The 26,805-nt window shown below is 60.2% G+C and carries 28 protein-coding genes; 6 read left to right on the top strand and 22 right to left on the bottom strand.

The window, feature by feature from the left end; genetic code table 11:
* The 3 genes from SA339_03490 to SA339_03500 form a co-directional block, all read right to left on the bottom strand.
* Complete coding sequence (locus SA339_03490) at nucleotides 1-1,086, bottom strand: TerC family protein (GenBank protein MDW5562265.1); 1,086 nt, start codon at nucleotides 1,084-1,086, stop codon at nucleotides 1-3.
* Between the two features lie 140 nt (nucleotides 1,087-1,226).
* Entirely contained in the window at nucleotides 1,227-1,967 is a 741-nt protein-coding gene (locus SA339_03495) for an HNH endonuclease (GenBank protein MDW5562266.1), read from the bottom strand.
* Nucleotides 1,968-2,336: 369 nt separating this feature from the next.
* Nucleotides 2,337-3,110: a response regulator gene (locus SA339_03500; protein ID MDW5562267.1), complete on the bottom strand. Its 774-nt coding sequence runs from the start codon at nucleotides 3,108-3,110 to the stop codon at nucleotides 2,337-2,339.
* A gap of 1,232 nt (nucleotides 3,111-4,342) precedes the next feature.
* Here SA339_03500 and pgk point away from each other — a divergent pair.
* Entirely contained in the window at nucleotides 4,343-5,563 is a 1,221-nt protein-coding gene (gene pgk, locus SA339_03505) for a phosphoglycerate kinase (GenBank protein MDW5562268.1), read from the top strand.
* On the opposite strand, the gene SA339_03510 is transcribed toward pgk, so the two are convergent.
* The 15 genes from SA339_03510 to SA339_03580 form a co-directional block, all read right to left on the bottom strand.
* Nucleotides 5,560-6,711 carry an aminotransferase class I/II-fold pyridoxal phosphate-dependent enzyme gene (locus SA339_03510; GenBank protein MDW5562269.1) on the bottom strand — a complete coding sequence of 384 codons (1,152 nt, stop codon included), beginning with the start codon at nucleotides 6,709-6,711 and terminating at the stop codon, nucleotides 5,560-5,562. The two genes, pgk and SA339_03510, sit on opposite strands and share 4 nt — an antisense overlap.
* Nucleotides 6,712-6,724: 13 nt before the next feature.
* Nucleotides 6,725-7,555 (bottom strand): diaminopimelate epimerase, encoded by an 831-nt coding sequence (gene dapF, locus SA339_03515; GenBank protein ID MDW5562270.1) that lies wholly within the window; start codon nucleotides 7,553-7,555, stop codon nucleotides 6,725-6,727.
* Entirely contained in the window at nucleotides 7,552-8,811 is a 1,260-nt protein-coding gene (lysA, locus tag SA339_03520; protein ID MDW5562271.1) for a diaminopimelate decarboxylase, read from the bottom strand. The genes dapF and lysA overlap by 4 nt, the downstream gene beginning before the upstream one ends.
* Nucleotide 8,812: 1 nt before the next feature.
* Nucleotides 8,813-10,168: an aspartate kinase gene (locus tag SA339_03525; GenBank protein MDW5562272.1), complete on the bottom strand. Its 1,356-nt coding sequence runs from the start codon at nucleotides 10,166-10,168 to the stop codon at nucleotides 8,813-8,815.
* Nucleotides 10,165-10,944, bottom strand: a complete 780-nt coding sequence (gene dapB / locus SA339_03530) for a 4-hydroxy-tetrahydrodipicolinate reductase (protein MDW5562273.1) — start codon at nucleotides 10,942-10,944, stop codon at nucleotides 10,165-10,167. Before dapB ends, SA339_03525 begins: the two co-directional genes overlap by 4 nt.
* 9 nt (nucleotides 10,945-10,953) lie before the next feature.
* Nucleotides 10,954-11,826 carry a 4-hydroxy-tetrahydrodipicolinate synthase gene (dapA, locus tag SA339_03535; GenBank protein ID MDW5562274.1) on the bottom strand — a complete coding sequence of 291 codons (873 nt, stop codon included), beginning with the start codon at nucleotides 11,824-11,826 and terminating at the stop codon, nucleotides 10,954-10,956.
* Nucleotide 11,827: 1 nt separating this feature from the next.
* Nucleotides 11,828-12,250: an Lrp/AsnC family transcriptional regulator gene (locus SA339_03540; protein ID MDW5562275.1), complete on the bottom strand. Its 423-nt coding sequence runs from the start codon at nucleotides 12,248-12,250 to the stop codon at nucleotides 11,828-11,830.
* A 226-nt stretch (nucleotides 12,251-12,476) separates the two neighbouring features.
* Entirely contained in the window at nucleotides 12,477-12,959 is a 483-nt protein-coding gene (locus SA339_03545) for a DUF5788 family protein (protein ID MDW5562276.1), read from the bottom strand.
* Nucleotides 12,928-13,569 carry an orotate phosphoribosyltransferase-like protein gene (locus tag SA339_03550; GenBank protein MDW5562277.1) on the bottom strand — a complete coding sequence of 214 codons (642 nt, stop codon included), beginning with the start codon at nucleotides 13,567-13,569 and terminating at the stop codon, nucleotides 12,928-12,930. Before SA339_03550 ends, SA339_03545 begins: the two co-directional genes overlap by 32 nt.
* A 42-nt stretch (nucleotides 13,570-13,611) precedes the next feature.
* Entirely contained in the window at nucleotides 13,612-14,502 is an 891-nt protein-coding gene (locus SA339_03555; protein MDW5562278.1) for a 2-dehydropantoate 2-reductase, read from the bottom strand.
* Entirely contained in the window at nucleotides 14,499-15,449 is a 951-nt protein-coding gene (locus SA339_03560; GenBank protein MDW5562279.1) for an endonuclease V, read from the bottom strand. Before SA339_03560 ends, SA339_03555 begins: the two co-directional genes overlap by 4 nt.
* A 43-nt stretch (nucleotides 15,450-15,492) precedes the next feature.
* The gene (locus tag SA339_03565) at nucleotides 15,493-15,948 is read right to left on the bottom strand and encodes a hypothetical protein (protein ID MDW5562280.1); all 456 of its coding nucleotides are present in this window, start codon (nucleotides 15,946-15,948) and stop codon (nucleotides 15,493-15,495) included.
* Between the two features lie 108 nt (nucleotides 15,949-16,056).
* On the bottom strand, nucleotides 16,057-16,377 hold the full coding sequence (locus tag SA339_03570) for a cupin domain-containing protein (GenBank protein ID MDW5562281.1): 321 nt from the start codon (nucleotides 16,375-16,377) through the stop codon (nucleotides 16,057-16,059).
* The gene (locus SA339_03575; GenBank protein ID MDW5562282.1) at nucleotides 16,374-16,874 is read right to left on the bottom strand and encodes a nitroreductase family protein; all 501 of its coding nucleotides are present in this window, start codon (nucleotides 16,872-16,874) and stop codon (nucleotides 16,374-16,376) included. Before SA339_03575 ends, SA339_03570 begins: the two co-directional genes overlap by 4 nt.
* 77 nt (nucleotides 16,875-16,951) lie before the next feature.
* Nucleotides 16,952-18,487: a mechanosensitive ion channel family protein gene (locus tag SA339_03580; protein ID MDW5562283.1), complete on the bottom strand. Its 1,536-nt coding sequence runs from the start codon at nucleotides 18,485-18,487 to the stop codon at nucleotides 16,952-16,954.
* 86 nt (nucleotides 18,488-18,573) lie between these two features.
* Here SA339_03580 and SA339_03585 point away from each other — a divergent pair, with 86 nt between their 5' ends.
* Entirely contained in the window at nucleotides 18,574-19,458 is an 885-nt protein-coding gene (locus SA339_03585; GenBank protein MDW5562284.1) for an A24 family peptidase C-terminal domain-containing protein, read from the top strand.
* On the opposite strand, the gene SA339_03590 is transcribed toward SA339_03585, so the two are convergent.
* From SA339_03590 to thiL, 3 genes are read right to left on the bottom strand one after another with little or no spacing between them, the layout of a single operon-like run.
* Nucleotides 19,397-20,089, bottom strand: a complete 693-nt coding sequence (locus SA339_03590) for a hypothetical protein (GenBank protein MDW5562285.1) — start codon at nucleotides 20,087-20,089, stop codon at nucleotides 19,397-19,399. The genes SA339_03585 and SA339_03590 overlap by 62 nt on opposite strands.
* Nucleotides 20,090-20,093: 4 nt before the next feature.
* Complete coding sequence (gene amrS, locus SA339_03595; protein ID MDW5562286.1) at nucleotides 20,094-21,143, bottom strand: AmmeMemoRadiSam system radical SAM enzyme; 1,050 nt, start codon at nucleotides 21,141-21,143, stop codon at nucleotides 20,094-20,096.
* Nucleotides 21,144-21,148: 5 nt separating this feature from the next.
* A complete protein-coding gene (gene thiL / locus SA339_03600) occupies nucleotides 21,149-22,105 on the bottom strand; it encodes a thiamine-phosphate kinase (GenBank protein ID MDW5562287.1) in 957 nt (318 codons plus the stop codon).
* A gap of 86 nt (nucleotides 22,106-22,191) precedes the next feature.
* Here thiL and SA339_03605 point away from each other — a divergent pair, with 86 nt between their 5' ends.
* The 4 genes from SA339_03605 (at nucleotide 22,192) to folP (ending at nucleotide 26,552) form a co-directional block, all read left to right on the top strand.
* Nucleotides 22,192-22,875, top strand: coding sequence for a class I SAM-dependent methyltransferase (locus SA339_03605; GenBank protein MDW5562288.1), 684 nt, complete (start codon nucleotides 22,192-22,194; stop codon nucleotides 22,873-22,875).
* A 180-nt stretch (nucleotides 22,876-23,055) separates the two neighbouring features.
* The gene (gene larA, locus SA339_03610) at nucleotides 23,056-24,297 is read left to right on the top strand and encodes a nickel-dependent lactate racemase (GenBank protein MDW5562289.1); all 1,242 of its coding nucleotides are present in this window, start codon (nucleotides 23,056-23,058) and stop codon (nucleotides 24,295-24,297) included.
* 1 nt (nucleotide 24,298) lies between these two features.
* Entirely contained in the window at nucleotides 24,299-25,402 is a 1,104-nt protein-coding gene (locus SA339_03615; GenBank protein MDW5562290.1) for a (Fe-S)-binding protein, read from the top strand.
* Nucleotide 25,403: 1 nt separating this feature from the next.
* The gene (gene folP, locus SA339_03620; GenBank protein ID MDW5562291.1) at nucleotides 25,404-26,552 is read left to right on the top strand and encodes a dihydropteroate synthase; all 1,149 of its coding nucleotides are present in this window, start codon (nucleotides 25,404-25,406) and stop codon (nucleotides 26,550-26,552) included.
* On the opposite strand, the gene SA339_03625 is transcribed toward folP, so the two are convergent.
* Nucleotides 26,545-26,739, bottom strand: coding sequence for a DUF2116 family Zn-ribbon domain-containing protein (locus tag SA339_03625; protein ID MDW5562292.1), 195 nt, complete (start codon nucleotides 26,737-26,739; stop codon nucleotides 26,545-26,547). The two genes, folP and SA339_03625, sit on opposite strands and share 8 nt — an antisense overlap.
* Between the last annotated feature and the right edge of the window lie 66 nt (nucleotides 26,740-26,805).

Raw genomic sequence — 26,805 nt, forward strand, 5'->3', positions numbered from 1 at the left:
TTACTTTTCCATTTCTTCCAGTTTTTTCAAGCCTGGGCAGGACGTTTCCTCGCTCTGCACGCCGCCCTCTTCCGTCGAGTCCAGCTGCCTGAGCGCGGGACAGGACGGTTCCTCCGGACGCTGCGCTTTCAGCTCCTTCGACTGCCCCTCGATCCTCCGGTTCCGGATCAACGACGCCCCGACGGCCGCCCCCAGGATGAGCACGATGACCACCAGCGACACGAGCACATCTATGTGGTAGATGTCAGAGACGAGCATCTTGACGCCGACGAAGGTCAGGATCCCTGCCAGACCATACTTCAGGTAGCAGAAGGCGTTCATGATGTGCGAGAGCGCGAAGTACATGGACCTCAGGCCGAGGATGGCGAAGGCGTTGGAACTGAACACAATGAATGTGTCGGTCGTGATGCCCAGGATGGCAGGTATGGAGTCCACGGCGAACATTATGTCCGTGGTCTCCACCACTAACAGGGCGACGAGCATGGGGGTCGCCCACAGAGCCATTTTGCCCTTTGTGTTGGGCTTGCGGACGAAGAACTTGTCGCCCTCATAGTCCTTGGTGACCGGCATGAGCTTGCGGAAGGCGCGGACCATGATGTTCCTGTCCGGCTCCACTTTCTTATTCTCTTCCTTCCCCGTGACCATCCTGATCCCGGTGAAGATCAGGAACGCGCCAAAGATGTAGAGGACCCACGAGAATGCGGTGACCAAGGCTACACCTGCCAGGATGAATAGCATGCGGAACACCAGCGCCCCGAGGATGCCGTAGAAGAGCACTTTGTGCTGATCCTTGGTGGGCACGCAGAACGAGGCGAACACCAGGACGAACACGAACAGGTTGTCCACGCTCAACATGAGCTCCATGAGGTAGCCGGTGGTGAACTCCAGGCCCGCCTGGGACCCGATCCAAGTATATACTCCGAAGTTAAAGGCAATGGCGACGCTGATGAACAGGGCGACCTGAAGGAGCGCCTCCCGGGGCCTGATCACATGGGCCTTGCGGTTGAACACCCCCAGATCCAGAACAAGCATCGCAGCGATGACTGCAAAAAATATGATCCATTCCAATGCGGCCGTATCGGTCAATTGGTTCCCTCCAAGAAAGGCCAGGTCTGCACCTGTCCATCCCGGTACATCCGTCCTCACAAGTTGCTTGGTGTATTTAGGTTATTCCTATCCATTTCGCACAAATGCTGGTCGTCCACGAGGACGGGAGGTACGCTGGCCTAGTCCATCGGATCGTTCAGGCCCTCGTCCCCGTAGCCTGCGTCCTCGAGCGCACGCAGCATTGCCGCTCTCTCCTTGCGGTCGGCTGTCCGTATCGCCGTCTGCTCCAAGGTGTATAAAGAATGGCACGCCGGGCAAAGGGTCTTGAGGTTCCCCGGATGATCGGAGCCCCCGTTGGACCGGGCGATGATGTGGTGCACCTCCAGCGACTCCCATCGATACCCGCCCTTCCCGCGGCGGAGCTTGGGGTCGAACACCTTGCGGCGGCGGGCACCGAAGTCCACACCACAGTCCTGGCACCGGTAACGGTCCCGCCTCAGTATGGCTGGCTGTAACCGTTGCCAAACGAGCCGGCGGATGAGGGGGGTGGTACCCTCCTCGTAAGGAGGAACGGTAGTCCCGTCCTTGAAGAAGCGGTGTCCCTCTGGAAGCTCCCTCCGCAGCCGGGCGAGCGCGCTCTTGGTGGCGCTCCAAGCCTCGCACAGCTGCTGGGAGTTCGAGCCATTGCGGTGCCGCCCCTGGCAGTGGGGGCAGGAGACCATGGCCGCTTTTTCCTTCATGGCGGTCCACTCCCGGAACGGACACACCGCGGCGAGCGACGCCGTGCACCTGGCCGGCCGCCCCTCCTCCTCGCCGCGGAACACCAGGGCCGGGCCCTCCTCCAGGTTGAGCGAGGACTCAAGCCAGCAAAAGCTCTCCTCCTCCGGCCGTAGCCGGTGGCAGCAGGGTAGCATCCTCATCCGGCCCTCTATGGCACGGCGCCGGCATAAATGTGGCCACTGGTACAGGCGGTGGGAGGGTCGCACCGTCAGGTGTTCGATCCGCGGAACATTGCAGCCTGGATGACTATGCGTTCTGGATGGAGCCGGCTATATGGCCAACGAGAGTGGCAGTATCTCAGTCGGAGGGCATATTGCGCCTAATGGCGCTCGGAGGGCAGATGAAGAACGTTTCGCTCCTCAAGATCGACCGCTTCCCATTGCACGGTCCGTCATTCGGCGGCATCGTCGCGGACGGAAGGGGAGGGGCGATGAGATGGGTAGCTGCCTTCACATGAGGGCGATTTCGCTATGCACCGTCCATCTCTTGGAGTATGGTTCCAGGCCCGATCAAGCGTGGATCGGCCCATGATATCTCGCCTGATCGGAGATATCCCAGTATCTGGTCAGACATGCTGGTCCGTCCTCGAGCTCCACGTGGATCTCGTTGATCATGGCCTTGAACCGCGAGCCGTTGACCCGCTGCACCGGCATTACGTGGATGAAATTGGTGGTGCTCCTGAGCTCCAGCTTCAGCAACCTGTCCAGGACCTCATCGCGCATCTCGGGCAGGGCCCAGGCGAGCGATGGCTCGTCCATCATGTCATCCACCCGCTTGAATCCGAATAGGTGAGCGCAGTCCATGTTGGCGTGCACGAGCATACCAGAACGGAACAGGGATGTTGCTCCAAGAGAATCGTACACCACCGTCTGCGGGCTCTGGCCTCGCCTGGTAAACTTACGTTCCAGCTCTTGCTTCTGCGAGAGCTGTATCAAAGTACTTCTCAGGTTCTTGAACGCGGCCATTCCATCAACCCCCCTCTGGATGTAGGAGTTCGCACCGTTGTTCACCGCTTCCCTAATCACCTCTTCCCTCCTGCTACAGGTAAGGAAGATGAACGGGGTCTGGTCCCCCCCTTTTCGAAGCGTTTTCAGGAAATCGATCCCATTCATCTCCGGCATGTAGTAATCGGAAAGGATGGCATCGAACCTCTGCTTTTTCAGCACTTCGAGGGCTGAGGGGGCCGAGGTTACCGGAGTCACTTTGATCGAGCCGCCTTCGCCAAGGAACGTTTTTGTCAGATACAGTAGCTCTTCATCATCATCTACGCACAATATGTCCATTGAGTGCTTCCCCTGTGGAAATATTATTATTTCAAAATATATAGATTTGCGTTGTATAACAGTGGCGAAGATTCTCTGAATTCTTCAAGGGTCGCATATGGCCCATGCTTCCATGACATCATATCGTATTCGTTCGATGGTCCCTATCCACGATGCCAGTTGCTGGGAGGCTCAAGCACAGACCGGAGCACGAACGGCCAGGTGTATGGGAACAGAGGAGTAGTCTCCGGAGTAGAGATGGAGCCCATACGCACTCACATCTGGGACGAAAGCCGTAGCAGTAAGGTTGGGCGCGAGATCGATTATTATCAACCGTGATGATTAAAAAATATATTTTGTACGTAATATTTATCTCCTGACGTTCATGATTCTCGTGTCATGGGAAATGGCTGCTCCCGATGCCAGGAGATCATCGCTTGGCTTCAGGATCGGGAGAAGGGTCACAGCATGGTTTGCCCGATTTGCGGGAGGTATTACACAAAAGGAAGGCGCTGGGTGGTCGGGGAATACGGTGACCCGGTGAACGAGGCATGGCAGCATAGCGTCCGTCAAGCATACTGCACGACATGTGGCTGGAAAGGTTCGATGAAGGATGCCGCTTTGCTCGAGGACGATCGCTCCCCATTCCGATGTCCCTCGTGCGGAGGTCTCGTCACGAATAGAAGGGATAAAGAATGAAAAATGCGGCTTGCACTGGACGATTCTGAAAAGAGCGGAAGAATAATCTCGATACGCTTGATGTGAAAGTTGGAGACGGTGGAACTTCTATTCATCAGGAGATTTGCATAATTGTTGAAATTGATCGATACGAATGAAGTTCATGGACCGTGCGGGAAAAGCTTTAAACAGGTATAATGGGTTTCGATAACCTAAGCCTCCCTACTGGCCTAAGTGGATTTGAGGGAATCTATGGGCAACAAGGATGAGCGTCCTTGCGGCACAGCTACCAATAGGGAGGCTGTATGGTCATTTTTTAAGGCCTTAAATAAAACTATTGCCTAAATGCAGTTGGAATTAGATCGGCATTCTGTCTCCATTAGAAAACAGGAAAACTCCTGATCAGCAATAATTGAGCTTATGGCACATTGAGGATTATGCGCTCACCCGCTGCCCTGGTTAGCAGGCAGTAGTGAATGCCCGATGTCCCTGCCAGCAATGATGCAGGGAGAAAAGGTTATTTCAATCATGCAATATGGTGGTCACACCGCCAGTCCAAGCTAGCAGGGATCACGATGAAGCTGTTCAACACGCTCGATGATTTTGAGTTCCAGAACAAGACTGTACTGTTGCGGGTGGATATCAACTGCCCCCTGGCCAAGGACACTCTGGAGATCGAGGACGACAATCGCATACGGCAGATCATTCCCACCGTCAGGGAACTCCTGGACCAAGGGGCCAAAGTCGTCATCATCGCTCACCAAGGGCGGCCGGGAGACTGGGACTTCGGGCCCCTGGACAAGCATGCCGTACACCTATCCAAGTACCTAGGGAAGCAGGTGCGGTACATCGACGACATCGTCGGTGAGGTCGCGGTCAACGAGATCCGATCTCTCACCCCAGGTAACGCCATACTGCTGAAGAATGTGCGTGAGCTGCCGTACGAACAGGAGAAGAAGAGCATGGACGAGCACGCCAGATGCGAACTGGTCACCGTGCTCGCCCCTCTCGCCGATTACTACGTAAATGACGCCTTCGCCACCGCCCATCGCTCCCAGTGCTCCCTGGTCGGCTTTCCCAAGGTACTACCTTCGGCGGTGGGCAGGCTCATGGAGAAGGAGCTCAACGCCCTGCAGTCAGTGTTCGACGACCCCGGGCATCCCTCCGTGTTCATTCTGGGAGGGGCGAAGTTCGGCGACTCTATAAAGGTCATCGAGCGGCTGCTAAAAAGTGGCACGGCGGACTGGGTCATCCTCGTGGGGCTCAGTGCCAACGCCTTCCTGACAGCCCGGGGGATCAAGCTGGGTGCGCCTTCCACCAAGATCCTGGAGGGCGAGCTAACGCCGGAGACCCTGGAGGCAGCCAAGGTTCTGTTCAAGGAGCATGGGGAACGCATCCTCCTGCCGTTCGACGTGGCGGTGGAGATCAACGGTCAGAGGAGGGACATGATGGTCGGCGATCTGCCCATCGATGTCCCCATTTTCGATATCGGCAAGTTTTCGATGACCAAGTTCGCCAAGGTGCTGGCCCCGGCGAGGACGATCTTCATGTCCGGCCCCGCCGGGCTCATCGAGAAGGAGCAGTTCTGCCTCGGGACCAGGGAGATGATGAACGCCATGGTCCACTCCAAGGCGTTCACGCTCATAGGCGGAGGGCACACCGTGGGGGCGGCCGAGCGATTCGGCCTGGCGGAAAAGTTCTCTTATGTTTCGACCGCCGGCGGGGCCCTGGAGACCTTCATCCTGGGCAAGCCCCTGCCGGCGATCGAGGCCCTGAAGCAGTGCAAGAAGGCTTAAAGCACCTTCGACATCCGCTCCAGCGCCTCCTCGAGCCTCGGCACCGACTGAGTCAGGGCCATGCGCACGAAGCCCTCTCCGTTCTCCCCGAACCCGATGCCTGGAGTCACCACGATGCCAGCCTCTAGCATGCGGTTGGCAAACTCGATCGAGCTGCCCCCGACGTTGAAGAACAGGTAGAAAGTCCCCTTGGGCAGCTTGATGTCGAACCCCAGGTTCCGCAGGCCGCGGACCATGACGTCTCGGCGCTCCTGGTACACCTTCACGTTCGCTTCGACCATGGCTGGCCTCTGCCGGCCGGTGTATTCGCCCAGGGCCACGGCGGCGGCCTTCTGGATGAACTTTGGGGCTCCGGAATCGATCTGCGACTTGACCTTCTTCAGGCCAGCGACCAGCTTGGCGTCGCCGACCGCATACCCCAGTCGGTACCCGGTCATGTTAAACGTCTTCGACAGCGAGCCGAACTCGATGGCTCCCCTGCCGAGCTCCAATATGGACGGTGCGATGTAGTCGTCGAAGGTCATTTCCGAGTAGGCGTTGTCGTAGCACAGAATGGTCTCGGTCTCCTCACACCAGCGCAGGGCCTCCTTGAGGAACTGCGTTGTGGCCGTGGCTCCGGTGGGGTTGTTGGGGTAGTTGAGGAACAGCATCTTGGCGTCCGAGGGCAGTGCGTTCAGGTCGGGCAGGAAACCGTCCTTCTCGTACAGGGGGACCTTGACCGGCTGGGCGTCGCACAGGAGGGTCGCCCCCTGGGCGTAGACCGGGTATGCGGGGTTCGGGCACAGTACTCGGTCCCGAGGATTGACAAAGGCCCGGGCAATGTTGGCCAAGCCCTCCTTGCTGCCCAGGAGGATAGCGACCTCTCGGTCGGGGTCGAGGTCGACGCCGAAGCGCCGGGCGTACCACTCGGCGATGGCGACCCTGGTGTCGCGCTCCCCCCCGGACGAGGGGTAGCGGTGGTTTTCAGGGTCATCCAGCTGTCTCTTTATCTCCTCGACCAGGGGCTGGGGCGTCGGCAGGTCGGGATCCCCGATGCCGAGATCGATGATGTCCAGGCCCTCGGCCTTCTTTCTGTCGACCTTCTCCTCGATCTCCGCGAACAGATAGGGCGGGATCTTCTTCAAACGGTCAGCGAACTCGCTTGACATGCTCTCACCTTCATCAGATATCTATCTCGCCCTGGAACACGCGGGTGGCAGGGCCGGTCATCCGGACCATGGACAGGTCCTTCATAACGTTGATCGTAAGGTCGCCTCCGGGTAACCGGACCTTGACGTCGGAACCGAGGGGGGCGATGCCCTTCAGCCCGGCCGCCACCGCGGTGGCGCAGGCCCCGGTGCCACATGCCTGGGTCCATCCCGCCCCTCGCTCGAACACCGTGACGTCGAGGTAGCCGTTCCTCGGCTGGACGAACTCCACGTTGGTCTTCCGGGGGAACAGATGATGGGAGTGGACCTTCGGTCCGAGCTCCCGGACCTCGTCGTCGGAGAACGGCTGGAAGATGATGAAGTGGGGGTTCCCCATGCTCACCGCTGTCCCGCGTATGCTCAGGCCGTCGATCTCGATATCCCGGTCCACGAACCGGCCCTCGCACCCCATAGGGATGTCCCGGCAGTCCAGGCGCGGGGCACCCATACCCACCGAGACCTCGGTGGCCTCGTTGGCTGAGGCGGCGACATCGACCTCCTTCATTCCGGCCAGGGTGTTGATGCGCATTCTCCGGCGAGGGGAGAAGGAGAAATCGTACAGATGCTTGGCGACGCAGCGAATGCCGTTGCCGCACATCTCCGCCTCGCTCCCGTCGGAGTTCATGATCTTCATGTACGCGTCGGCCTCCTTGTCCGGACGGACATAGAGGATGCCATCCCCGCCGATACCGGTCCGGCGGTCGCATAGTGCCATGACCGCGTCCGGGGAGGCCGGGGCCTTCCGGTCCCGGTCCTCGAACAGGATGAAGTCGTTGCCCAGGCCATGGTACTTCCAGAAGATCACAGCATCAGCCTCGAGGGGATCCGCTGGTTGCGCATGAGGTCCTCGATCGTCTCTCTCTCACGGATGAGGTTGACCGTTCCCTTGTGGACTAGGACCTCGCGAGGAAGCGGGCGCATGTTGTAGTTAGAGCTCATGGAGAACCCATAGGCACCAGCATCGTACACGCCAATAACGTCGCCCTCTTCCACCTTGGGCAGAAGACGGTCCTTGGCCAGGTGGTCCCCGGACTCGCATATCGGGCCGACGATGTCATAGGTGACCTCCCCAGGCTGGTCAAACTTGTTGGCCACCGCTACATGGTGGAAGGAGCCGTAGAACGCTGGACGCACTAGCGTGTTCATCCCTGCGTCCACCCCTGCGTAATTCTTGTCCGGGGTTTCCTTAACATCCACCACGGTGGTCAGGAGAACTGTAGCATCGGCGATGATGTATCTCCCGGGCTCAAGCACGATTGTCTTGGCCGAAGTGCCGCTCTTCACCAGTGAAGTGATCTTCTCCGCCAGCAGGTCGAGATCCATGGCATGATCCTCCGGATGGTAGGGGATGCCGATCCCGCCGCCGATGTCGACAAAGTCCAGGTGCAGGCTGAGCTCCTTCTCCAGCCGCTGCACGATGGACACCAGGACCTCGGTGGCCTGTACGAATGGCTCCACCACCTGGACGCCGGCCCCGATGTGGCAATGGAGCCCCTTGGGGCGGAAGCCCAGCTGGATGGCCTCGGCGTACGCCGCCACGATGCGGTCCTTGGGAATGCCAAACTTGGTCGACCTCGCCCCGGTCACCACTTTCTCGTGGTGGCCGGCTCCCACCTCGGGATTCACCCGGATGGAGATTGGCAGGTTGGGATCGATCAAGGCCAGGCGCTCTAGTTCGGAGAACGAGTCCACGTTGATCGGCACTCTAAGCGCAGCCACCGCTTTCAGTTCGGCAGTGGACACGTTGACGCCGGTGTACATGATGCGGTCCGGGCTGTAACCAGCGCGAAGGCAGGCCTCTACCTCGCCGATTGACACGGCATCGATGCAGCACCCCTCTTGCTCCAGGATGCGCAGTATCGATAGGTTGGTGTTTGCCTTGCAAGCATAGTTGATCCTGGTGGGCATGTGCTTGTGAAATGCGTCGAACACCGCGCGGTAGTTGCTGCGAACAGCATCCTCGTCGGTCACATAGACCGGGGTGCCGTACTTCTTCACGATATCGGTCGCCTTCACGCCCCCGATGAGCATCTGTCCATCCTCGCACTCGAATTTTCTCATATCAGTCACCTATGAACGTTCCGTGAATGCTCCTTACCACGTCTAGCGCCTTTTCACTGGGCACGACGAAGTTGAGGGCGACGTCGGATGCGCCCTCGGATATCATCTCGATGTTGGCCCCTATGTCAGCCACAGCGGAAAACACCTTGGCCGAGACGCCGGGCATGTTCAGCATGTTATCCCCCACGCAGCAGATGAGCGAAACGTTCCCTTTCACCGTCAGCTTCTCCACCTGCTGCTCGTCCAGTGAATCGATCCTCTTGAGCACCTCATCCACCGACGGGGTCGGTATGACCATCGCCAGTGTGGACAGTGAGGTCGAGACTGCATATGTGTTCACCGCTGCATCGGAGATGGCTCCCACCAGCCTTGAGATGAGGCTTGGCTGGTAGACGATCTCCGACGAGTACACTTTCACGATGGAGAGGTCGCACTTGACCGCCACTGACCTGAGCATGTCCCCCCCGTTGCTCTTCTGCCCCCGGATCATTGTGCCCGGGGCGTCAGGGTTGAAGGTATTCTTCACCATCAGCGGGATACCTTTCCTTCTTACAGGCTCCACGGTGCGGGGGTGCAGGACCTTGGCCCCGAAGTACGCCAGCTCAGCCGCCTCGTTGTAGTCCATCTCACCGATACACTTAGCTGAGGGCACCGCCCGAGGATCGGCAGTCATGAAGCCGTTGACATCGGTCCAGATCTCGCAGCAGTCCGCGTCGATGCCGTAGGCGACGACGCTCCCTGAATAGTCGGACCCGCCCCTTCCGAAGGTCATGGGGCGACCCCGTTCGTCGCAGCCATAGTAACCGGTCAGCACCGGGGTGGCCTCCTCCTCAAGCAGCGGGAGCACGTTGTTCCGCAGGTTGCGATGGGTGGCGTCAAGATCGGCCGAGCCGTTGCCCGGGGTGCCCAAGGCAATGATCCCCGCTTTCTCCGAGGTCAGGGGGATGCCGTCGATGCCCTTGGACCGCAATATGTATGCCAGGGTGAGGGACGAAAGACGCTCGCCCCACGAGGAGATGGCGTCGTCGAGAATGGGGTCGGCGGCCACCTTCCAACGGGCTATCAGCGCCCTGCGCAGCCCGTCCAGGCTGGAGTCCAGCGCCTCCCCGTACTCGGCGAACAGCCCGGGGTCCAGGATCACTTTGGCGCTGGAGGAGTACCTGCCCTTCAGGCCGGATACAACTTCGTCCACCGGAGGGCGGTCCCTGATGCTCCCGATGAGCGAGTTGGTCACCCCGGACATGGCCGAGACGACCACGATCTTCCTCCCATCGTCCCTTCCGATAATGGAGGCCGTCCGCTCCATGGCGTCCACGCTCCCCACGCTGGTACCCCCGAACTTCATGACCTTGATCATAGTCCCAAAACCTCCTCCATTGAATGAATGCGTCCGTCCTGCCTTCCCGCGACCCATCGTATTGCCATCACGCAGCCCTCGGCGAACGCTTCCCTCGAGTGGGCCCGGTGCGTGAGCTCGATCCTCTCCTTCCGGCCGGCGAACATTACTGTGTGTTCCCCGACCACATCGCCAGCGCGAACGGCATGTATGCCAATCTCCTTACCCCGTGCCCCGACCATCCCCTCGCGGCCGCAGACCATGCGGTCGATGCCTGCAGCCTGGGATATAATTTCGGCCGCCCGGCGAGCGGTGCCCGAGGGCGCATCCTTCTTCAGGTTGTGGTGGACCTCGATGATCTCAACATCGTAACCAGGCAGAGCGCGGGCAAGGTTCTCGCAAGTCTTGAAGAACACGTTTACCCCGACCGAGAAGTTGGGGGTCAGCACGGCCGCCCCACCGTTTGCTTGCAGTGATGTCTCCAGCGCCGCGATCGCATCCTTCGATAAGCCGGTGGTCCCGATCACCATGTTCAGACCCTTACGCCGCGCCTTCGGCAGGTTGGCCTCGGCGGCGGCCGGGACCGTGAGGTCGACATACACGTCGGCATCCCTCACCGCCTCTTCCAGGCGGTCCGCCCCGATGATCTCCTTTCCCGACGCCAGCCTAAGGCCCACGCTCTCGCTGCCCGCCGACACCACTCCGCCCGCCAATTCCATGTCGGGCTGTTCCGCCACCAGTTCGCACACCAGCCGGCCGAGCCTGCCGGTGGCGCCGCCCACAACCACCCGGATCACCCGATCACCTCAGATCAGATTATAGTCGGCCAGCACGCCCTTGAGGACGTTGAGGTGCTCCGCGCTCATGTCGCACAGGGGCAGGCGGAACGGTCCCGCTGGCCTGCCCATGAGCCGGACCGCGGTCTTGACCGGTATGGGATTGGTCTCAATGAACAGCGCGGACAGCAGGGGCATGAGCTCCTTGTGGATGCGCCTTCCCTCCGGTCCGTCCCCGTCGAGCATGGCCTGGACCATAGCCAGCATCTTCCCTGGCACGATGTTGGAGGCGACCGAGATCACGCCCCTCGCTCCTACTGCCATCGCCGGTACGGTCATGCCGTCGTCCCCTGAGAGCACGGTGAAGTCCTTGGGCGCCTTGGCGGCAATTGCGGCGATCTGGTGTATGTCCCCCGAGGCCTCCTTCACCCCCATGATGCTGGGTATCTCCGCCAGGCGCAGCATGGTTCCCGCGGTGATGTTGGACCCAGTGCGGCTTGGGATGTTATACACTATGGTGGGGATGTCCACCGCGGCATCGATTGCTTGATAGTGCTTGATGATGCCCGCCTGGGTAGGTTTGATGTAGTATGGCGATACTGAGAGCACGGCGTCCGCGCCCAGGTCCTTAGCACCCTTGGTGAGGTGGATCGCCTCGGCGGTGGCGTTGGAGCCGGTGCCGGCGATGATCTTTGATTTCTTGGCTTCGTCGATGACGATGCCGATGACCTGGAGGTGCTCATCATGGTCCAAGGTCGCCGATTCGCCTGTCGAACCGCAGGGGACCAGCATGCGGATGCCGGCATCCTCCTGGAGCCTGACCAGCTCGCGGAGCCCCACCTCGTCGACCCCTCCGTCCTTCAGCATCGGGGTGACGAGGGCAGTGCCACAGCCAGAGAACACCTTAGACCCCTCCGAAATGCTCCTTGAGGATCAGGCGGGTCCTCGTCGATTGAACGTTGTCGAACCTCCTGATGCGCTCGATGATCTCATTGAGCTGAGGAGATGAGGTCACATCTATGATGGCCACGACGTCCTCCTCCCCGGTTACTTCGAACACTTCTGATACGCCCTCGAACCGCGCGATTTTGGCGCTGACGTCCGATGTGTTCACGTTCACGTTGATTTTGATCTCGATGATGGCTTTGACGTTCTTGCTGCTCGTCTTGATGGTGAAGGATTGGATGATCCCATCATCCACCAGCTTCCGTACCCTGCTGCGTATTGTGCCCTCCGATACCTTGAGCTGGTTGGCGATGTCCACAAAGGGCCTGCGCGAGTCCTTCTTAAGGATCTCGATGATCTTCTCGTCCAAATGGTCGATCACGGGTTTCACTCCTCCTGATATGTTTCCTACGAATTCCTTAGGCATTTTGATGATACCATAGGTGTCTTATAAAATTAATTGCGGGAGGATGAGGCCTAGGCGAAAATATCCGGAGAAGCGGGCGTTCTTCCCCTAATCTACGCTAACTATGTATTATAAGGTTGACCTGGGTCGATACGATAATCGTATTTCACTAATAGTTTTCGTAGTGAAAAAAGGCGGCCGTTCACCTGACCTTCTCCACGAACCGCTTCCATCGCCGAGCGTCCTCCACTCGGGTCATCAGGGCATGGCGCTTCAGCTCCGCGTCTTTGCCCGAGGCGGTGCGCAGCTCGTCCACAGCCCGGAGGTAGGAGCGAGCCTCGTTCATCAGCTCGCAGGCCTGGGTTCTGGTGACGTCTCCTGTCTTGATCTCGGTCTCGATCTCCTTGACCTGCTGGTCAAGCATCTGGGCCAGGCGGGCGACGTCTTTACGCTCCTGGTCAGAGGGGGACTCGCTCATGATGAACCTGAACACCACATCCCGGAGGGGGACCGAGCGATTCTCGAGCCGGATTTCCTGGGGAATCATCTCTCCGACCCAGAAAAGTAGGGAGTGGATGCGGGAGACGATCTTGGCACGGTCTTCCTTGGTTAGGGCGGCCGAGCCTTCGCAGACATCCCGCGTCTCGACCATGTCAGTGGTAGGGGAAGGAGTGCAGCGGTCCACCACCCAGTATGGTCCCGCCCATGGACCTCGCCCGGATGAGGCCCCTCATCGGCACCCCGCCGATCTCGTTCCTGCTGCTCTTATTCACGATGACCACCACAAGGATCGGTTCTCCCCCGGCCTGCCGGACATCCTTGATGGCCTCGTCCACGGTAGCTCCGGTAGTGATGACATCGTCGATTATCACGGTGCGCTTTCCAGCGATGGACGCGTAGTTAGCGGAGATGGATCCGCCGGCCTTCCCCCGTTCGATGGGCGGCTTGTACACCGCCAGATCAAGCCCCAGGCGCTCCGATATGTAGGTGGCGAAGGGGACCCCGTTCAGCGCGATGCCCAGCACCGCCTGTGCGTCCCCGCCCGTCTTGCCTAGCTCCTCGATGATGATGTCGGTGAGGATGTCGCTCATCAGGGCGATGCGCGTCCCGCTGACCCCCAGGGTGCGCCACCCGATCTTGACGTCGCTGGGCGGCAGCCCGCCGTCCTCCCCCTGCTCGATCAGGTACTGCACTGTGTCCACCGATACGTGCAGCTCGTCGGCGATGTCCCTATCGCTGAGGCCCTTCTCGTTCAGCTCCCTTGCTTGCCTGGCCAGTTCCTTGACGTCAACCATGCTCTCAGTATCTGAGAACGCTCCGGTCAGATAAATACATGGTCACCGTCTCCCCCGGACCAGCGCCCAAAGTGCTCGGTTGACCGGCATCTCCAGACCCTTCGATTCGCCAGCGCGGACGAGAGCGCCGTTGATCTCTTCGATTTCCGTCCGTTTCCCCCGCTCGATGTCCTGGAGCATGCTGGAGCGGTTCCCGGCGGTGGTCCGGATGACCTCCTGGACTCGGTCGAAAAAGTCTCCGTCCCCCAGGGTGATGCCGTTAGCCTCGGCCGCTTTGGCCCCTTCCGCGCATGCCGCCCGGGACAGCTGGCGAAGGCCGTCGTCGCGGAGAAGGGCCCCGTTCTCCTTGCCCACTAATGCAGTGATGGGATTAACGGCCGCGTTGATCACTGCCTTAGCCCATACCTCGGACATGATATTGGCGGAGATGTGGGCGGGCACCCCGCACTCGGTCAGCAGGGAGCCGAGGCGCATGGAATGGCCGTGCTGGCCCACCGTGGAGCCGATCATCACCTCCCTGAGGCCGGAGACCTGGACCTCGCCCGGGGCCAGACAGTTTGCTCCCAGCACCGGGACCCCGATCAGCGCCCGCGAACCATAGGCCCGAACCAGCTTCTCGGCGTTACCCAGGCCATTCTGCACCGATACTACCAGGGTGTGTCCTGCGACCAGCGGGGTTACCTCCCGCACCGCGGCGTCGGTGTCATACGCTTTCACCGTGATGAGCACCACATCCTGGCTGCCCAGCCCATAGACGTCCTCCCTGGCCGTGGGGCGGAAGACTCCTTCTACTGTGCCCCTGAGCCTCAATCCGTCCCCCTCTACGGCCCGGACATGCTCCCTCCGGCCGATCAGTGTCACCTCGTGACGGGTCGACAGCAGCCCGCCCAGCAGGCTGCCCACCCCGCCGGCCCCGAACACCACGATCCTCATGACGATGACCTCCTCACCAGACCGGCGAGGTCGTGCGCCCGCTGCAGGGGGGCGGGTATGCCCTTGACCAGCAGGCGTTCGCATAGGGCCACCGCCGTCCCTAGGGACACTCGGTGGCCGACCGAGACGTAAGTCATTTTCGTACCGCTTCCGATGCGGTATCCTCTTACCTCACCGTCGAGGATGATGGGAGCCCTACCATCAACGGCCTCCGAGGCCTTACCGACCAGGCCGCTCTTGGCCGCGCCCACTGTGGGTACGTCCATCAAAACTCCGATGTGCGAGGCGATCCCTGCCCCCCGGGGGTGTAGGGCCCCATGGCCGTCGATCAGATAAATGGTGTTCGCCCTCTTGGTGATGAGGGGGCGTAGGACTGGGAGCTCGCGGAACGACAGGTATGTAGGGACATAGGGAAAACGAACAACGCACTCTGTCGTTCTTTCCTCGATCGTATCGCCGGTGGAGGCGTCGTGGACAGACAGGGCCGCGAAGGCCTGGTGTCCGGAATATGAGACATCCAGCCCCGCCACGTAACGAAGGGGGTCGAAATCATCATAGTCGATAACCTTGGCCCTGATCGTCTCCTGCTCCGCCCTCATGGAGGCGAACAGGGCGTCGACGTGAAAGTCGGTGAACCTGATGGCCTCTATATCTCTCACCATCCCGCCGACTACCGTCACCCCCTCGGTTGACAGCACCCATGCCGCCCTCTCTCCCGCTTCGCCCGAGGGCCCGAGCCGTCCAGTAGCGTGGACGACACGATGGGTCGGCGTGCCCGGGAGGGCCGGGTAGCGGGATAGAACCTCCCCCACCGCTCGGGAGGCCACCCTGTCGCCCAATGCCGAAGCAATGTCTCCGAAGGTGGAGACCATGCCTGGTGGTATTTGGCCGACCGCCCTGTGGACTAGGGAGACCATGTCGGGACCCTCGCAGGCCGCATCTAGCATCGGTCGGGAGACCCACTCCCCGGTATTTACCGATTCCCGGGTCTCACTCCAGGAAGGTAAACCGCCTGACTATCCTACTCTCCGCCCAGCGCTTGCCCAGCCCCAAGTACCGACCGGCCTTAGACAGAGCGATCCCGATTAGCGCGAATATATAGATCACGTGCTCGTCGACGATGGGATTGTTCGCCGGCGGAAAGTTCGACAGCCACAGCAGGGCGAAGAACAGGGAACCACCGACCGCGGCGATCTTGAGCCCGATCCCCAGCAACAACGCCATTCCCAGCAGGATCAACGCGGCCATGAAGACGGCGTCCACGAGCACATTATTGGCCAGGGCGGAGAAGGAGTCGCCGAACAGGCCCCCCGTCCCGAAGTTGAGGTAGCCGGTGGTAGGTGATACGCCATCGATCCAGCCCTGACCCGGTGGGGTGGCGAAGCCCAGACCCAGGAGCTTATCGAAGAATGCCCATACCAGCATCCAGCCCAGGATGAAACGCATGGCCACTCAGGCCCATATGTCACGTTCATGTCCCAACAACGACTTCTTGGGGAGCATGCTCCGCTATCTAATCCGAGAATAGATGAATATATACTGTGGACGTAGCTGTCATCGGTAGCGGATCTCGATCATCTTGATACCGGAGGTGGTCGAGAAATAGTGCTCCTCGTTGCCCTCCATGAGCAGGATGTCCCCCTGGCGGAAGGTCAGGGTATCCGTACCATTGGTGACCGTTCCTGAGCCCTCGATGATATAGTTTGCCTGCTTGAGAGGATGCCTGTGGGGCTTCTGCGGAACGACCGAGTTGGGCTCGATATATCTTACACCGAGGAGGAAGTTCTCCTCGTCCAGCAGATCGCACGCATGCACGAACCCTTTCTGACCGGCCCTCTTCTCGCAGCCGATATCCTCCTCGTGGGTCAGCCTCATGGCCGCACGCCATACCGATTGAGGTACAGTAGCTCTTCCGATGGCTTTCGGGGACGGGCGTCGGGATCCTCATCCGGATATCCCAGCGTCAAGCACGCCATGACCTCTTTCCCGGGAGGAACCTGAAGAAGGGCGCCCACCTGAGCTTTGTCGAAGGCCCCGATCCAACAGGTACCTAGGCCCTTGTCATGGGCAGCCAGGGTAATATGGTCGAGCATGATGGTCGCATCCACCCGGCTCCACTTCTGGGCCGGATCTTCGATGGCGACCAGGAACACGGAGCATTCCTCCACGAACTTCTGGTTTTTGCACATCGGGACAAGCTCCGCCCGTACTTTGGGGTCCTTGACCACGATCATCTCCCAGGCCTGGCGGTTGGCGGCTGAGGGGGCCAGGCGGGCAGCCTCCAGGACCTCCTTGAGCTCGGCGTCCGGGATCTCCTTCCTCTTGTACCTGCGAATGCTCCTCCGCGTCCTGATCGCTGTTGAGACGTCCATCTGCACAACCTGCGGTATCTGAGAATGGACTCGAGGTTAGAAATATGTTGGTGAAAAGAAAGGGGGAAGGGGTTTGCCTAGGGCGTGGGGGAGCCGTTCTTGACGGTCACCACACTCTGGGGGAACGGAATCTCGATGCCCTCCTTGTTGAAACGGTCGTACACTGCCTGGCGGACCTCGGAGGCGACCCTCCACATGCTCTTTATGTCCACCCAGTACCACAGCTTGAAGTCCACCGAGGAATCGCTGAATTTGCTCAGGCGGACATATGGCATCTGTCCCTCCTGCTTGATCACGTCCGGATGCTTCATGGCAATGTCGAGAAGCAGTTCCTTGACCCGGTTGAGGTCGGTTCCGTAGGCGACCCCGATCTCGCAGTTCATGGAGCGGTGGTGGTCTGGGCGGGAGTAGTTCACGACCTTCTTGTTGACCACATCGTTGTTGGGCACAACAATGATCTCGTGGTCCGCGGTGTTGTACATCGTGGTCGAGCGGAGGCCGATCTTCCTGACCTCGCATATCTCCCCCGATTCCAGCTCGACGATGTCGCCGACCTTGAACGGACGGTCGAGGAGCAGTTGCATCCCCGCGAAGAGGTTTCCCAAGGTCTCCTGGACTGCGAAGGCTACTACCAGTCCGATGACCCCCATTCCCGCTACCAGCAGGGTGACGTCCACTCCCAGGATGCCGAGCACGGTCACCACTCCGACGAGGGGAATGACGATGATGCCGACCTTCTGGAGCAGAGGTATGAGGACATCATCGATCTCCGTGTCGGTCTTGGTGGCCCACCTCTGGGCGTAGAAGATCACCACCCGATCGAATATCTGGAAAGCGGTATAGGCGACGACGAGGACGACCACCACCTCGTACATCTGCATGATGGTGAAGTGCCAGTCCTGGGATATGTCGAGGATGGCGAGGGAGTCCACCAGTCCGAAGGTGACTATCAGGGCGAAGATGGGCATCCTGGTGATCTCCAGGATGCGATCGTCCAGGTCGGTCTTGGTCTTCTTGGTGAACTGGTGAATGATGGGGTCGACGATGAAGTAGATCGCCGAAGCGATGACCACCCATAGCAGAACGGTGATGATAAACGACCACCAGACATTGCCGAACGGCTCGGGCAGAGTATTATCCCAGATCCCGAAGATCTTGTTGCCGCTGGACTCGAACAGGGCGGTCACATGAACGTTCGCCACCTTGGAAACCTCCAGCGCCTGGGTCGGAGTTTCAAGGTTGGTCAGGGTGAGGTTGACGTACACAGGGAAGTCGGTGCTCGAGGCCGACCGGTCGGCGGTGACCGTCAGTACGACCTGTCTGCTCCCCCCGGGGTTCAGGGCGGTGTAGTTCTGGTTGATGTCCACGGTGACGTCGTTCGGCGCCACGCCCGAACCGTCCACTCCGATATCCGCATCGGCCTCTATCAGATAGGGGACGGTGTCGTTGTTGTAGACGACCCATGTGAAGGACACCGAATGGGAGGCCTCATCGATCTTGTCATAGCCTTCATGCACATCGACGACATTTATGCCCTGGGCCGCCGCCGAGGGGGCCAGAAGAAGGGCGATGAGCATGATGGAAAGGAAAGAAAGGACAACGCTCTTTCTCATCGACGGGCGGAACGTGTGCCAGCTAATTAATCTTCGCTGAAAATTTGGAAGAAGGATATTTATTCACCACAGGACTGCCCAGCTTCATGGATTGGATGCCCCTCCTCAAGGTGACCATCGCCATGGTCGCTCTGGTCCTCGCCGCCCGGGCGGACTGGCGGACAAGGGAAGCCTCGGACGCTTACTGGATCATTATCGGGGGAACGGGCATGGTCTTCCTAGTGGCCCAGGTGCTCCTCGACGGGGAGGACCTTCAGTATCTGATCATCCTTCTGCCCATCGCCATCTTCTTTGCCGATATCTTCTGGGAGCGTAAGGGCATCTTCGAGGACGGGGTGAACGTGCTACCTCTGGCGCTATACCTTGTGGGGTTCGCGGTGCTCGGTTGGATGGTTTTCGAGTTCAACGCTCAGCTGTACTTCTGGGAGCTCATGATCATACCCATAATGTTCCTCGTGTTCATCCTGCTCTACCAGTTCGATGTGATAAAGGGCGGGGCGGACGCCAAGGCGCTCATCGCGCTGACCATCATGTTTCCCACTTATTTCCAGCTCGGCCCCTTCCCGTTGATAGCTGTCCCCTTTGAAACGGCACAGTTCATGCTGCCGTTCCCACTCCTGGTTCTGTTCAACGCGGCCCTCCTCACACTGGCAGTGCCGGTGTTCCTGCTCATCCTCAACTCCTCCAGGCGCCAGTTCCGATTCCCCGCCATGCTCTTCGGTTACGTCATGCCGATCGCCGAGGCGCGGGAGAAATATGTCTGGCCCATGGAGCGGGTCGAGGACGGGCAACGCAAGCTCCGTCTCTTTCCGGGTCCGGCGGAGGACACCGCCAACGAGCTGGACGCACTCGCTGCGACCGGAGCCCAGGCGATTTGGGTGACTCCCAAGGTGCCCTTCCTGATTCCCATCACCGCCTCGCTCGCGTTCTCGGTCGTGGTGGGGAACCTGCTGTTTCTCTTCCTGGGCTGAAGGAGCAATCGTCGTGGAGCGTACAGGCCTCGCATCGAGGCCTGGTCCGGCAGGTGCTACGGGCATGCTGGACGAACAGGGCGTAGTATTTGGCATATCCTGCCGGGTCTGGTTCCAGGCGGCATTCCAAGAACCTCTGGACCTCGATATAGTCCCGGGAATCGATCATCCCCAGCCGTCCGAGGGTCCGTGAAACGTACTTGGCGGCGACGAAGCATGGCCTCCCGGCGGCGAAGAGGAGGATGGCGTCAGCGGTCTCGTTGCCGATGCCCCGTATGGACAGCAGCTCTTTCCTCGCCTTCTCCGTCTCCTTGGTCAGGAGGCCTCGGGGATCCGACGCGTATCTCTCCCTGATGTGAGTGGCCAGGGCCTTTAAGCTCCTCGCCTTCTGGCGATAGAATCCTGCTGGACGGAGGAGGGTCTCAAGCTCTCCGATAGGCAGGCGGTCGATGCCCTCCACGGTCATCAGCCCTCGCTTCTTCATCTCGTCCAGAACCTTCTCCGCGCTCTCCCACACCGTCTGCTGGGTCAGGATGGCGCCGACCATGACCTCCCAGGGCGAATCGGCGGGCCACCAGTCCTCTACGTCGTAGGCAGACTCGAGGCGGTGGAGGAGATCCTCGACTTCCAACCGATCACCTCAGCAGCCGCTTCCGCCGCCCCTCGGACTGCTCCACTTCTCCCTTCCGTTGCACCATGTACAGGTCCTGACCGCAGATGGGGCAGTGTCCCTCCCTGGCCTCCACTCGCATGACCCCGAACCCATGGCGTTCGGCGATGAGGTGGTGGCACTTCGGGCAAACGGTATCCTCGCCATGGGGCAGGGCGACGTTACCGAGGTAGATGAACTGCAGCCCCGCTTCCCTGCCCGCGTCGCGCGCCATCTCCATCGTCGATATCGGGGTGGGGAGCTTGTCGGCCATCTGGTAGTCGGGATGGAACCGGGTGAAGTGCACGGGGACACGAGGGTCCAGGTCGACCACCCATTCGGAGAACCTCCTGATCTCGTCCTTCTCGTCGTTCTCTCCCGGGATGATCAGGTAAGTAAGCTCGATATGGATGCCCAGCTCATGGGCCAAGGTGGTCGCGTCAAGCACCGGCTGCAGAGGCGCCTTGCAGATCTTGTCGTAGAAGTGCTCGGTGAACCCTTTGATATCGATGTTCATCGCGTCCAGCCTGCCCGCAAGCTCCCGGAGGGGGTCCTCTTGGATGTAGCCGTTGGTCACATATACAGTAAACATCCCCTTTTCCTTGGCCGTTCCCATGGCATCGTATGTGAACTCATGCCAGATGGTCGGCTCGTTGTAGGTGAAGGCGATTCCCCGGCAGCCACTGGAGAGAGCGACCTCGGAGACATCCCCCGGTTCCATCTCCCGTAGGACGAATTCGCTGAGCGAGGCCATGGAGATAGTGTAGTTCTGACAATGCCTGCACCTAAAATTGCATCCGACGCTCCCCAGTGAGAGAACATCCTCGCCAGGGTAGAAGTGGAACAGGGGTTTCTTCTCGATCGGGTCGATGTTCACCGACGACACCTTGCCATAGTTCATGCTATACAGCTTACCGTCGCGGTTCTCCCGTACTCCGCAGATCCCTCGCCGCAGGGGACTGATACTGCAGGAATGCGGGCACAGTCGGCACCGTATCCTTTCCCCTTCTGACTCCCAGAACCTGGCCTCATGCATGTAGATCACCTGAAGTGCTCATAGCCCCTGGTGTCAAGCTGAACTACCTCATCGTCCTGGATTAATAGGTTGTCCCGTCCGGTGACCAGGCCGATGACGTGCAGTCGTCCCTTCAACTTTTCCCTCAGTTCATCGTATGCGTCGGGGTCCAGAGTGAAGATCAGCTCATAATCGCCGCCGAAGTGCATGATCAGGTCCTGTACCGGGACCCCGCTCTCGGCGGCCACCCTCTCCACGTCCTCTCCTCGAGGAATGGAGCACCACCGGACCTCGAACCCTACGCCGCTCTGCCTGGACAGCTCGCCAATCGAGAATGCAAGCCCGTCGGTGATGTCCATGCATGAGGTGACCTTTCCGGATGAGGAGAGGATCATTCCTTCCTTGGTCCGGGGCTGCGGCTCCAGCAGGGCTTTTATCGAGCGGGGGGCGTAGATACCGTTCTTGATGGCGAGGTACCCCGCGGCCGCCGAACCCATCGGCCCGGTCACCGCCACCAGATCCCCTTCCTTCGCCCCTCGGCGCAGGAGGACCTTGTCCTTGTCCACAAGGCCGATCGCCGTGCCGGCGATAACCATCTCCGTGCCCTCTTTGGTGTCCCCGCCCAGGAGGTCGGCGCCGACGAAGCGACAGCAATCCATCACCCCCCGGCTGATGCCCTGGAGGTCCTCGAAGGGCATGTCCCGGGGGAGCACATGAGCCACCACCAATCCGGTCGGACGGGCCCCCATGGCGGCGATGTCGCTGAAGTTGACCGCCGCGGCAAACCAGCCGATCTGCCACTTAGTCATCCCCGGGGGGAGGTGGGAGGCCCGGGCGACCACATCGGTGGAGATCACGAGGAACTGTGGACCGATGTCCACGACCGCGGCATCATCCCCCGGTCCCACCGCAGCGGAGGTCTCCATCCCCTCGAGGAGGAGCGTGATGACGGCCTTCTCTCCCAGGTCGGCAAGGGTCTTCATGATCCTGACAGCGACATACGGCCTATTAGCCTTTTTTCGCCTCCCGAAGGCCACGATATTATCTCGGGACAACGATGCCATCCGGCATGAGTACTGGCAACTCCACACCCCACCTGCCCGAGGACTACGATGCCCAGATAAGGAAGACCATACCGTACTATGACTCCTTCCGCCAGGAGATCATCAATCTGGTCAGCGCCCTGGGTGTCCCACCCAAGGTCTGGCTGGACACTGGCTGTGGCACCGGGTCGATGGCCCGGCTGGTGCTGGACCGTTTCCCCCATACCAAATTGATATTGGCCGATCCCTCCGAGGACATGCTCAAGGTGGCCAGGAGACGGTTGGAGGGCGAGGACCGGGTTCGGATACTTCGACCGATGCCGACACAGGACCTGCCAGGCGAGCTGGACGACACACCCGACCTGATAACAGCCGTTCAATGCCACCATTACTTGTCGCGGCAGGAGAGGATGAGAGCGGTGAGGGCCTGCTTCGATCTGCTGCCCTCGGGCGGAGCGCTCATCACCTTCGAGAACGTGCGCCCCCTGACCGCCGCCGGAACGGAGGTCAGCAAGAGGGCCTGGCACGACTTCCTGGTAGCCAACGGCAGGTCTCCGGAGGAAGCCTCGTCCCACCTCGCGCGGTTCGATACGGAGTATTTCCCTATCACTGTGGAGGAGCACCTCGATCTGCTGAGGAGCACAGGTTTTCGAACAGTAGAGGTCCTGTGGATGTCGTACATGCAGGTCGGACTGTACTGCATCAGGTAGCCGCATCGCGGTGGGCAATTACGGTAATGTCCGGCCCCTGGGCCTAATGCGGCTCCCTTGACCTCGAGCGAAACGATTTTCGTAGGCTGCATCCGGACTCTGGCGGGATACAACCGGGACCGTGTCAGATTCTATCGAAGTTTCAAATATTGGGTCCATTATTCCAACACGGTCCGAGTCATGAGGCTTACTATCCCGTACGGAAAGGACGAGAAACAGTATCTGAACCTGCCAGAGGAGAACTTTGCCGGAAAGATATATCCCAAGGACGTCGAGGTGGGAGATGAGCGCGGGGAGCTGCGCAGGGCCCTGGATCACCCGGTGGCCGGGCCCAGCCTGGAGAAGTTCCTGGAGGGGGGGAAGGACATTGTATTTATCGTCAACGACGGGACCAGGCCGACGCCCACCTGCAAGGTGCTGGACGCCCTGGCCGAGCGGATGGACCTGACCAAAGCACGGTATCTTATCGCCACCGGCGACCATCGCGCTCCGACCGAGGACGAGTATCGCTTCATATTCGGCAAGCAGCTGGATCCATTGCGTTCCCGTATCCACAGTCACAACGCGAGGCAGGACAAGTGTGTCCTCCTGGGGACCTCCAAGAACGGCACGGAGATGCTGGTCAATGAGATGGCGGTGAACGCGGACCGCCTGGTAATAATCACCTCGGTGGAGCCGCATTACTTCGCCGGTTACACTGGCGGCAGGAAGTCGTTCCTGCCGGGGGTGGCGGCGAGGAAGACGATCGAGCAGAACCATAAGCTGGCCATGAAGCAGGAGGCCCAGGCTCTGGTGCTCGAAGGCAACCCCGTCCACGAGGACATGATGGACGCACTGAAAGTGGTCAAGGACAAGCCCATCTTCGCCATACAGATCGTCCTGGACCGTCACCAGAACATTTATAGGGTGGAAGCAGGAGACCTGCACGCCTCCTTCACCCAGGCAGTCAAGTGGGCCAACGAGGTGTTCTCGGTCAGGATCGAGCAGAAGGCGGACATCGTCGTATCCATTGCCCCCTACCCCATGGACGTCGACCTTTATCAGTCACAGAAGGCCTTGGACAACGGGAAATGGGCGCTGAAGGAGGGGGGCACGATAATCATGGTGTCTAAGTGCCGGCAGGGGATAGGTCACGATACATTCCTCCAGCAGCTGTCCCTCTCTGATGACCCCCGCAAGGTGCTGGAGAACCTGGCCAAGGAGTATAAGCTGGGGTATCACAAGGCGGCCAAGATGGCCGAGATCGCGGTGTGGGCCGACGTGTGGGCCGTCACCGACCTCGACCCTGAGCTGCTGAGAAAGGCCAACATCCGGCCGTTCGCCACCGTCCAGGAAGCGGTGGACGCCGCGCTGGCCAAGAACAAGGACGCAAAGGTACTGATCAACATGGACGGTAGCATCACCGTTCCCAGGGTGGATTGAAATGGCCGACAAGATCGACGCGAAGAACCTTGAGGAGATAAAGAAGGAGATGATGACCTGCACGATGTGCGGGTTCTGCAAGAGCGTGTGCCCCGCGTTCGAGGACATCGGTTGGGACCCCGGGGTAGCTCGAGGACGGGTCATCCTCTCGTACGGCCTCATGCAGGGCGACATCCCGGCCGACGAGTCGGTGGTAGAGGCGCTCTACCAATGCACGACGTGCAAGGACTGCGAGCGCCGGTGCCCCTCCAAGGTCAAGGTCGTGGAGGTCGTTGAGCGAGCCCGCAAGGATATCGTAAGGTCCGGGACCATGCTGCCCAGCCATCGCAAGGTCGTCGATAACATACTGAAGTACGGCAACCCCTACGCCGAGAGCCGCTCGGTGCCGGAGGTCTTCGGCGAGGAGCCGCGGAAGGCCAAGCTGGGATACTTCATAGGCTGCACCTCCGCCTACCGCAACCCCTCCGCGGCCAAGGCCACAATCTCCATAATGAAGAAGCTGGGAGAGGATTACACCCTGCTGAACGAGTCCTGCTGCGGCAGTGTCATGGGACGAGTGGGCTGGAACGAGGAAGACGTGGTGGCGCAGATGAAGAAGAACGTTGACGCCATCGCCGCTCAGGGTGTCGAGGAGGTCATCTTTTCCTGTGCTGGCTGCTACCGCATGTTCAAGGAAGAATATCCCCGCTTCATCGAGGTCCCGTTCAAGGTGCGCCATGTCTCGGAGTATCTCGCGTCCAAGGATCTCCGGCCGGCCCGGTTGGAAAAGAAGATCACCTATCATGACCCATGCCATCTGGGACGCCACTCCAAGGTGTACAAGGCTCCCCGCGAAGTCCTCGCCAAGATCCCCGGAGCCCAGTTCAAGGAGATGCCCCGTAACTCGGAGACCGCCCGGTGCTGCGGGGGCGGAGGCGGGGTTCGCTCTGCCTTCCCCGACCTGTCCGGCCAGATCGCCGCGAAGCGGGTCGACGAGGCCGCCTTCGCCGATCTCCTGGTGACCACCTGTCCGTTCTGCGTGAACAACCTCCGGGTGGGCAAGGATATCTCGAAAGCCAAGGTCGAAGTCGTGGACCTGGTAGAGCTGATCGAGCAGCTGCTCTGAAATGATCTTCCGCCTCAGGTCCTTCCGCTCCCCCGATGAGGTCCGCGGGGAGCTCTCCCGCCTCAAGATGGACGCTCCCCCCTCCCTGCGGGGATCCAGAAGCCTAGGACTGTTCATAGAGGGCCGGTCCGGGGAGCTGGAGGATATCTGTCGACAGGCCAAGGAGCACGGGATCGAATGTTCCTTTTCCATTCGAGGCAGCCATCCTCGAGTCTGCCTGCTCGGAGGCGTCGAGGACCTAATGGCCCGGGCCGAAGAGATGCTCGGTCCGGACCTCGACACATGCTTCCGCTATCACCGGTCCAACGATGCCCCTGCGGTCTCCCTACCCGGCGGCCGGCTCACCTTCGAGCGCCCCCTGGTCATGGGCATTCTGAACGTGACCCCGGACTCATTCTCCGACGGCGCCCATGCGTCCACGGAGGCCAGAGCACTCAGGGCGCTGGCGATGACCGAGGAAGGGGCAGACATAATCGACGTGGGCGGAGAGTCCACCCGACCGGGAGCAACCTCGGTGTCACTTGATGAAGAGCTGAGGCGAACGGTGCCGGTGATCGCGGAGATAGCGGAGCGCACCGATGTCCCCATCTCCATCGACACCATGAAGCCGGAGGTGGCCAGGAGGGCCATCGAGGCGGGGGCGCGGATAATAAACGACGTCTCCGGGCTGCGGTCCAGGGAGATGGTTGAGGTCGCCTCGGAAGCTGGCGTCCCGGTCATTCTCATGCATATGCTGGGCGAGCCCCAGACGATGCAGCGGACCGTCGGGCGGGACAGCTACGATGATGTCATCAGCGACGTCATGTGGTTCTGGGAGGAACGGATGGAGGCAGCGGAACGCTTGGGACTGCCCCGGGGGCAGGTAATCCTCGACCCAGGCATCGGTTTCGGCAAGCTGGCCGAGCATAACCTGGAGATACTGGAGCGAACCAGGGAGTTGCGGTGCAGCATGCGCCCGCTGCTGATCGGGGCCTCCAGGAAAGGTTTCGTCACCCGGATCGCCGGCGACACCGTGGAACGTCGGGCGGGCGGCAGTGTGGCCGCCGCCACGGTAGCGGTCATGAACGGCGCGAGCATCGTCCGGGTGCACGAGGTCCCAGAAACAGTGGGAGCGGTGCGTTTCATCGACGGTCTGAGACGCTCTAGATAAACGAGACGATCCAAAGAAGGACGAGGGCGGCCACCGCGATGATGTAAAACAGCTTCATCCTGGTGCTACTGTGCTTCTCCTTGACCTTATGAGCAATCATGCAATCATCGGAGCAATAGTCCTTGTCCTCGGAGATGGGATCGTCGCAGTAAAGGCAGTGCTTGTGCGGAGGCAGGTGGACAGGCATGCTGACCTCGCTATACCCGGACGCGATTTAATCCTTTACGTTCACTCGATCGGAAGGACTAAGGTC

This window comes from Methanomassiliicoccus sp., from assembly GCA_033485155.1.
Lineage (GTDB): Archaea > Thermoplasmatota > Thermoplasmata > Methanomassiliicoccales > Methanomassiliicoccaceae > UBA6.

Excerpts from the sequence above, each read along its gene's own strand:
- larA (MDW5562289.1), top strand. The coding sequence starts at position 23,056 with ATGAGGCTTACTATCCCGTACGGAAAGGACGAGAAACAGTATCTGAAC.
- thiL (MDW5562287.1), bottom strand. The coding sequence starts at position 22,105 with ATGAAGACCCTTGCCGACCTGGGAGAGAAGGCCGTCATCACGCTCCTC.
- SA339_03575 (MDW5562282.1), bottom strand. The coding sequence starts at position 16,874 with ATGGACGTCTCAACAGCGATCAGGACGCGGAGGAGCATTCGCAGGTAC.
- SA339_03585 (MDW5562284.1), top strand. The coding sequence starts at position 18,574 with ATGGATTGGATGCCCCTCCTCAAGGTGACCATCGCCATGGTCGCTCTG.
- SA339_03550 (MDW5562277.1), bottom strand. The coding sequence starts at position 13,569 with ATGGTTGACGTCAAGGAACTGGCCAGGCAAGCAAGGGAGCTGAACGAG.
- SA339_03500 (MDW5562267.1), bottom strand. The coding sequence starts at position 3,110 with ATGGACATATTGTGCGTAGATGATGATGAAGAGCTACTGTATCTGACA.
- SA339_03615 (MDW5562290.1), top strand. The coding sequence starts at position 24,299 with ATGGCCGACAAGATCGACGCGAAGAACCTTGAGGAGATAAAGAAGGAG.
- SA339_03570 (MDW5562281.1), bottom strand. The coding sequence starts at position 16,377 with ATGAGGCTGACCCACGAGGAGGATATCGGCTGCGAGAAGAGGGCCGGT.
- amrS (MDW5562286.1), bottom strand. The coding sequence starts at position 21,143 with ATGCATGAGGCCAGGTTCTGGGAGTCAGAAGGGGAAAGGATACGGTGC.
- SA339_03510 (MDW5562269.1), bottom strand. The coding sequence starts at position 6,711 with ATGTCAAGCGAGTTCGCTGACCGTTTGAAGAAGATCCCGCCCTATCTG.
- SA339_03495 (MDW5562266.1), bottom strand. The coding sequence starts at position 1,967 with ATGAGGATGCTACCCTGCTGCCACCGGCTACGGCCGGAGGAGGAGAGC.
- SA339_03555 (MDW5562278.1), bottom strand. The coding sequence starts at position 14,502 with ATGAGGATCGTGGTGTTCGGGGCCGGCGGGGTGGGCAGCCTGCTGGGC.
- lysA (MDW5562271.1), bottom strand. The coding sequence starts at position 8,811 with ATGAGAAAATTCGAGTGCGAGGATGGACAGATGCTCATCGGGGGCGTG.
- SA339_03565 (MDW5562280.1), bottom strand. The coding sequence starts at position 15,948 with ATGCGTTTCATCCTGGGCTGGATGCTGGTATGGGCATTCTTCGATAAG.
- SA339_03625 (MDW5562292.1), bottom strand. The coding sequence starts at position 26,739 with ATGCCTGTCCACCTGCCTCCGCACAAGCACTGCCTTTACTGCGACGAT.
- SA339_03560 (MDW5562279.1), bottom strand. The coding sequence starts at position 15,449 with ATGCTAGATGCGGCCTGCGAGGGTCCCGACATGGTCTCCCTAGTCCAC.
- SA339_03605 (MDW5562288.1), top strand. The coding sequence starts at position 22,192 with ATGAGTACTGGCAACTCCACACCCCACCTGCCCGAGGACTACGATGCC.
- SA339_03580 (MDW5562283.1), bottom strand. The coding sequence starts at position 18,487 with ATGAGAAAGAGCGTTGTCCTTTCTTTCCTTTCCATCATGCTCATCGCC.
- pgk (MDW5562268.1), top strand. The coding sequence starts at position 4,343 with ATGAAGCTGTTCAACACGCTCGATGATTTTGAGTTCCAGAACAAGACT.
- folP (MDW5562291.1), top strand. The coding sequence starts at position 25,404 with ATGATCTTCCGCCTCAGGTCCTTCCGCTCCCCCGATGAGGTCCGCGGG.
- SA339_03525 (MDW5562272.1), bottom strand. The coding sequence starts at position 10,168 with ATGATCAAGGTCATGAAGTTCGGGGGTACCAGCGTGGGGAGCGTGGAC.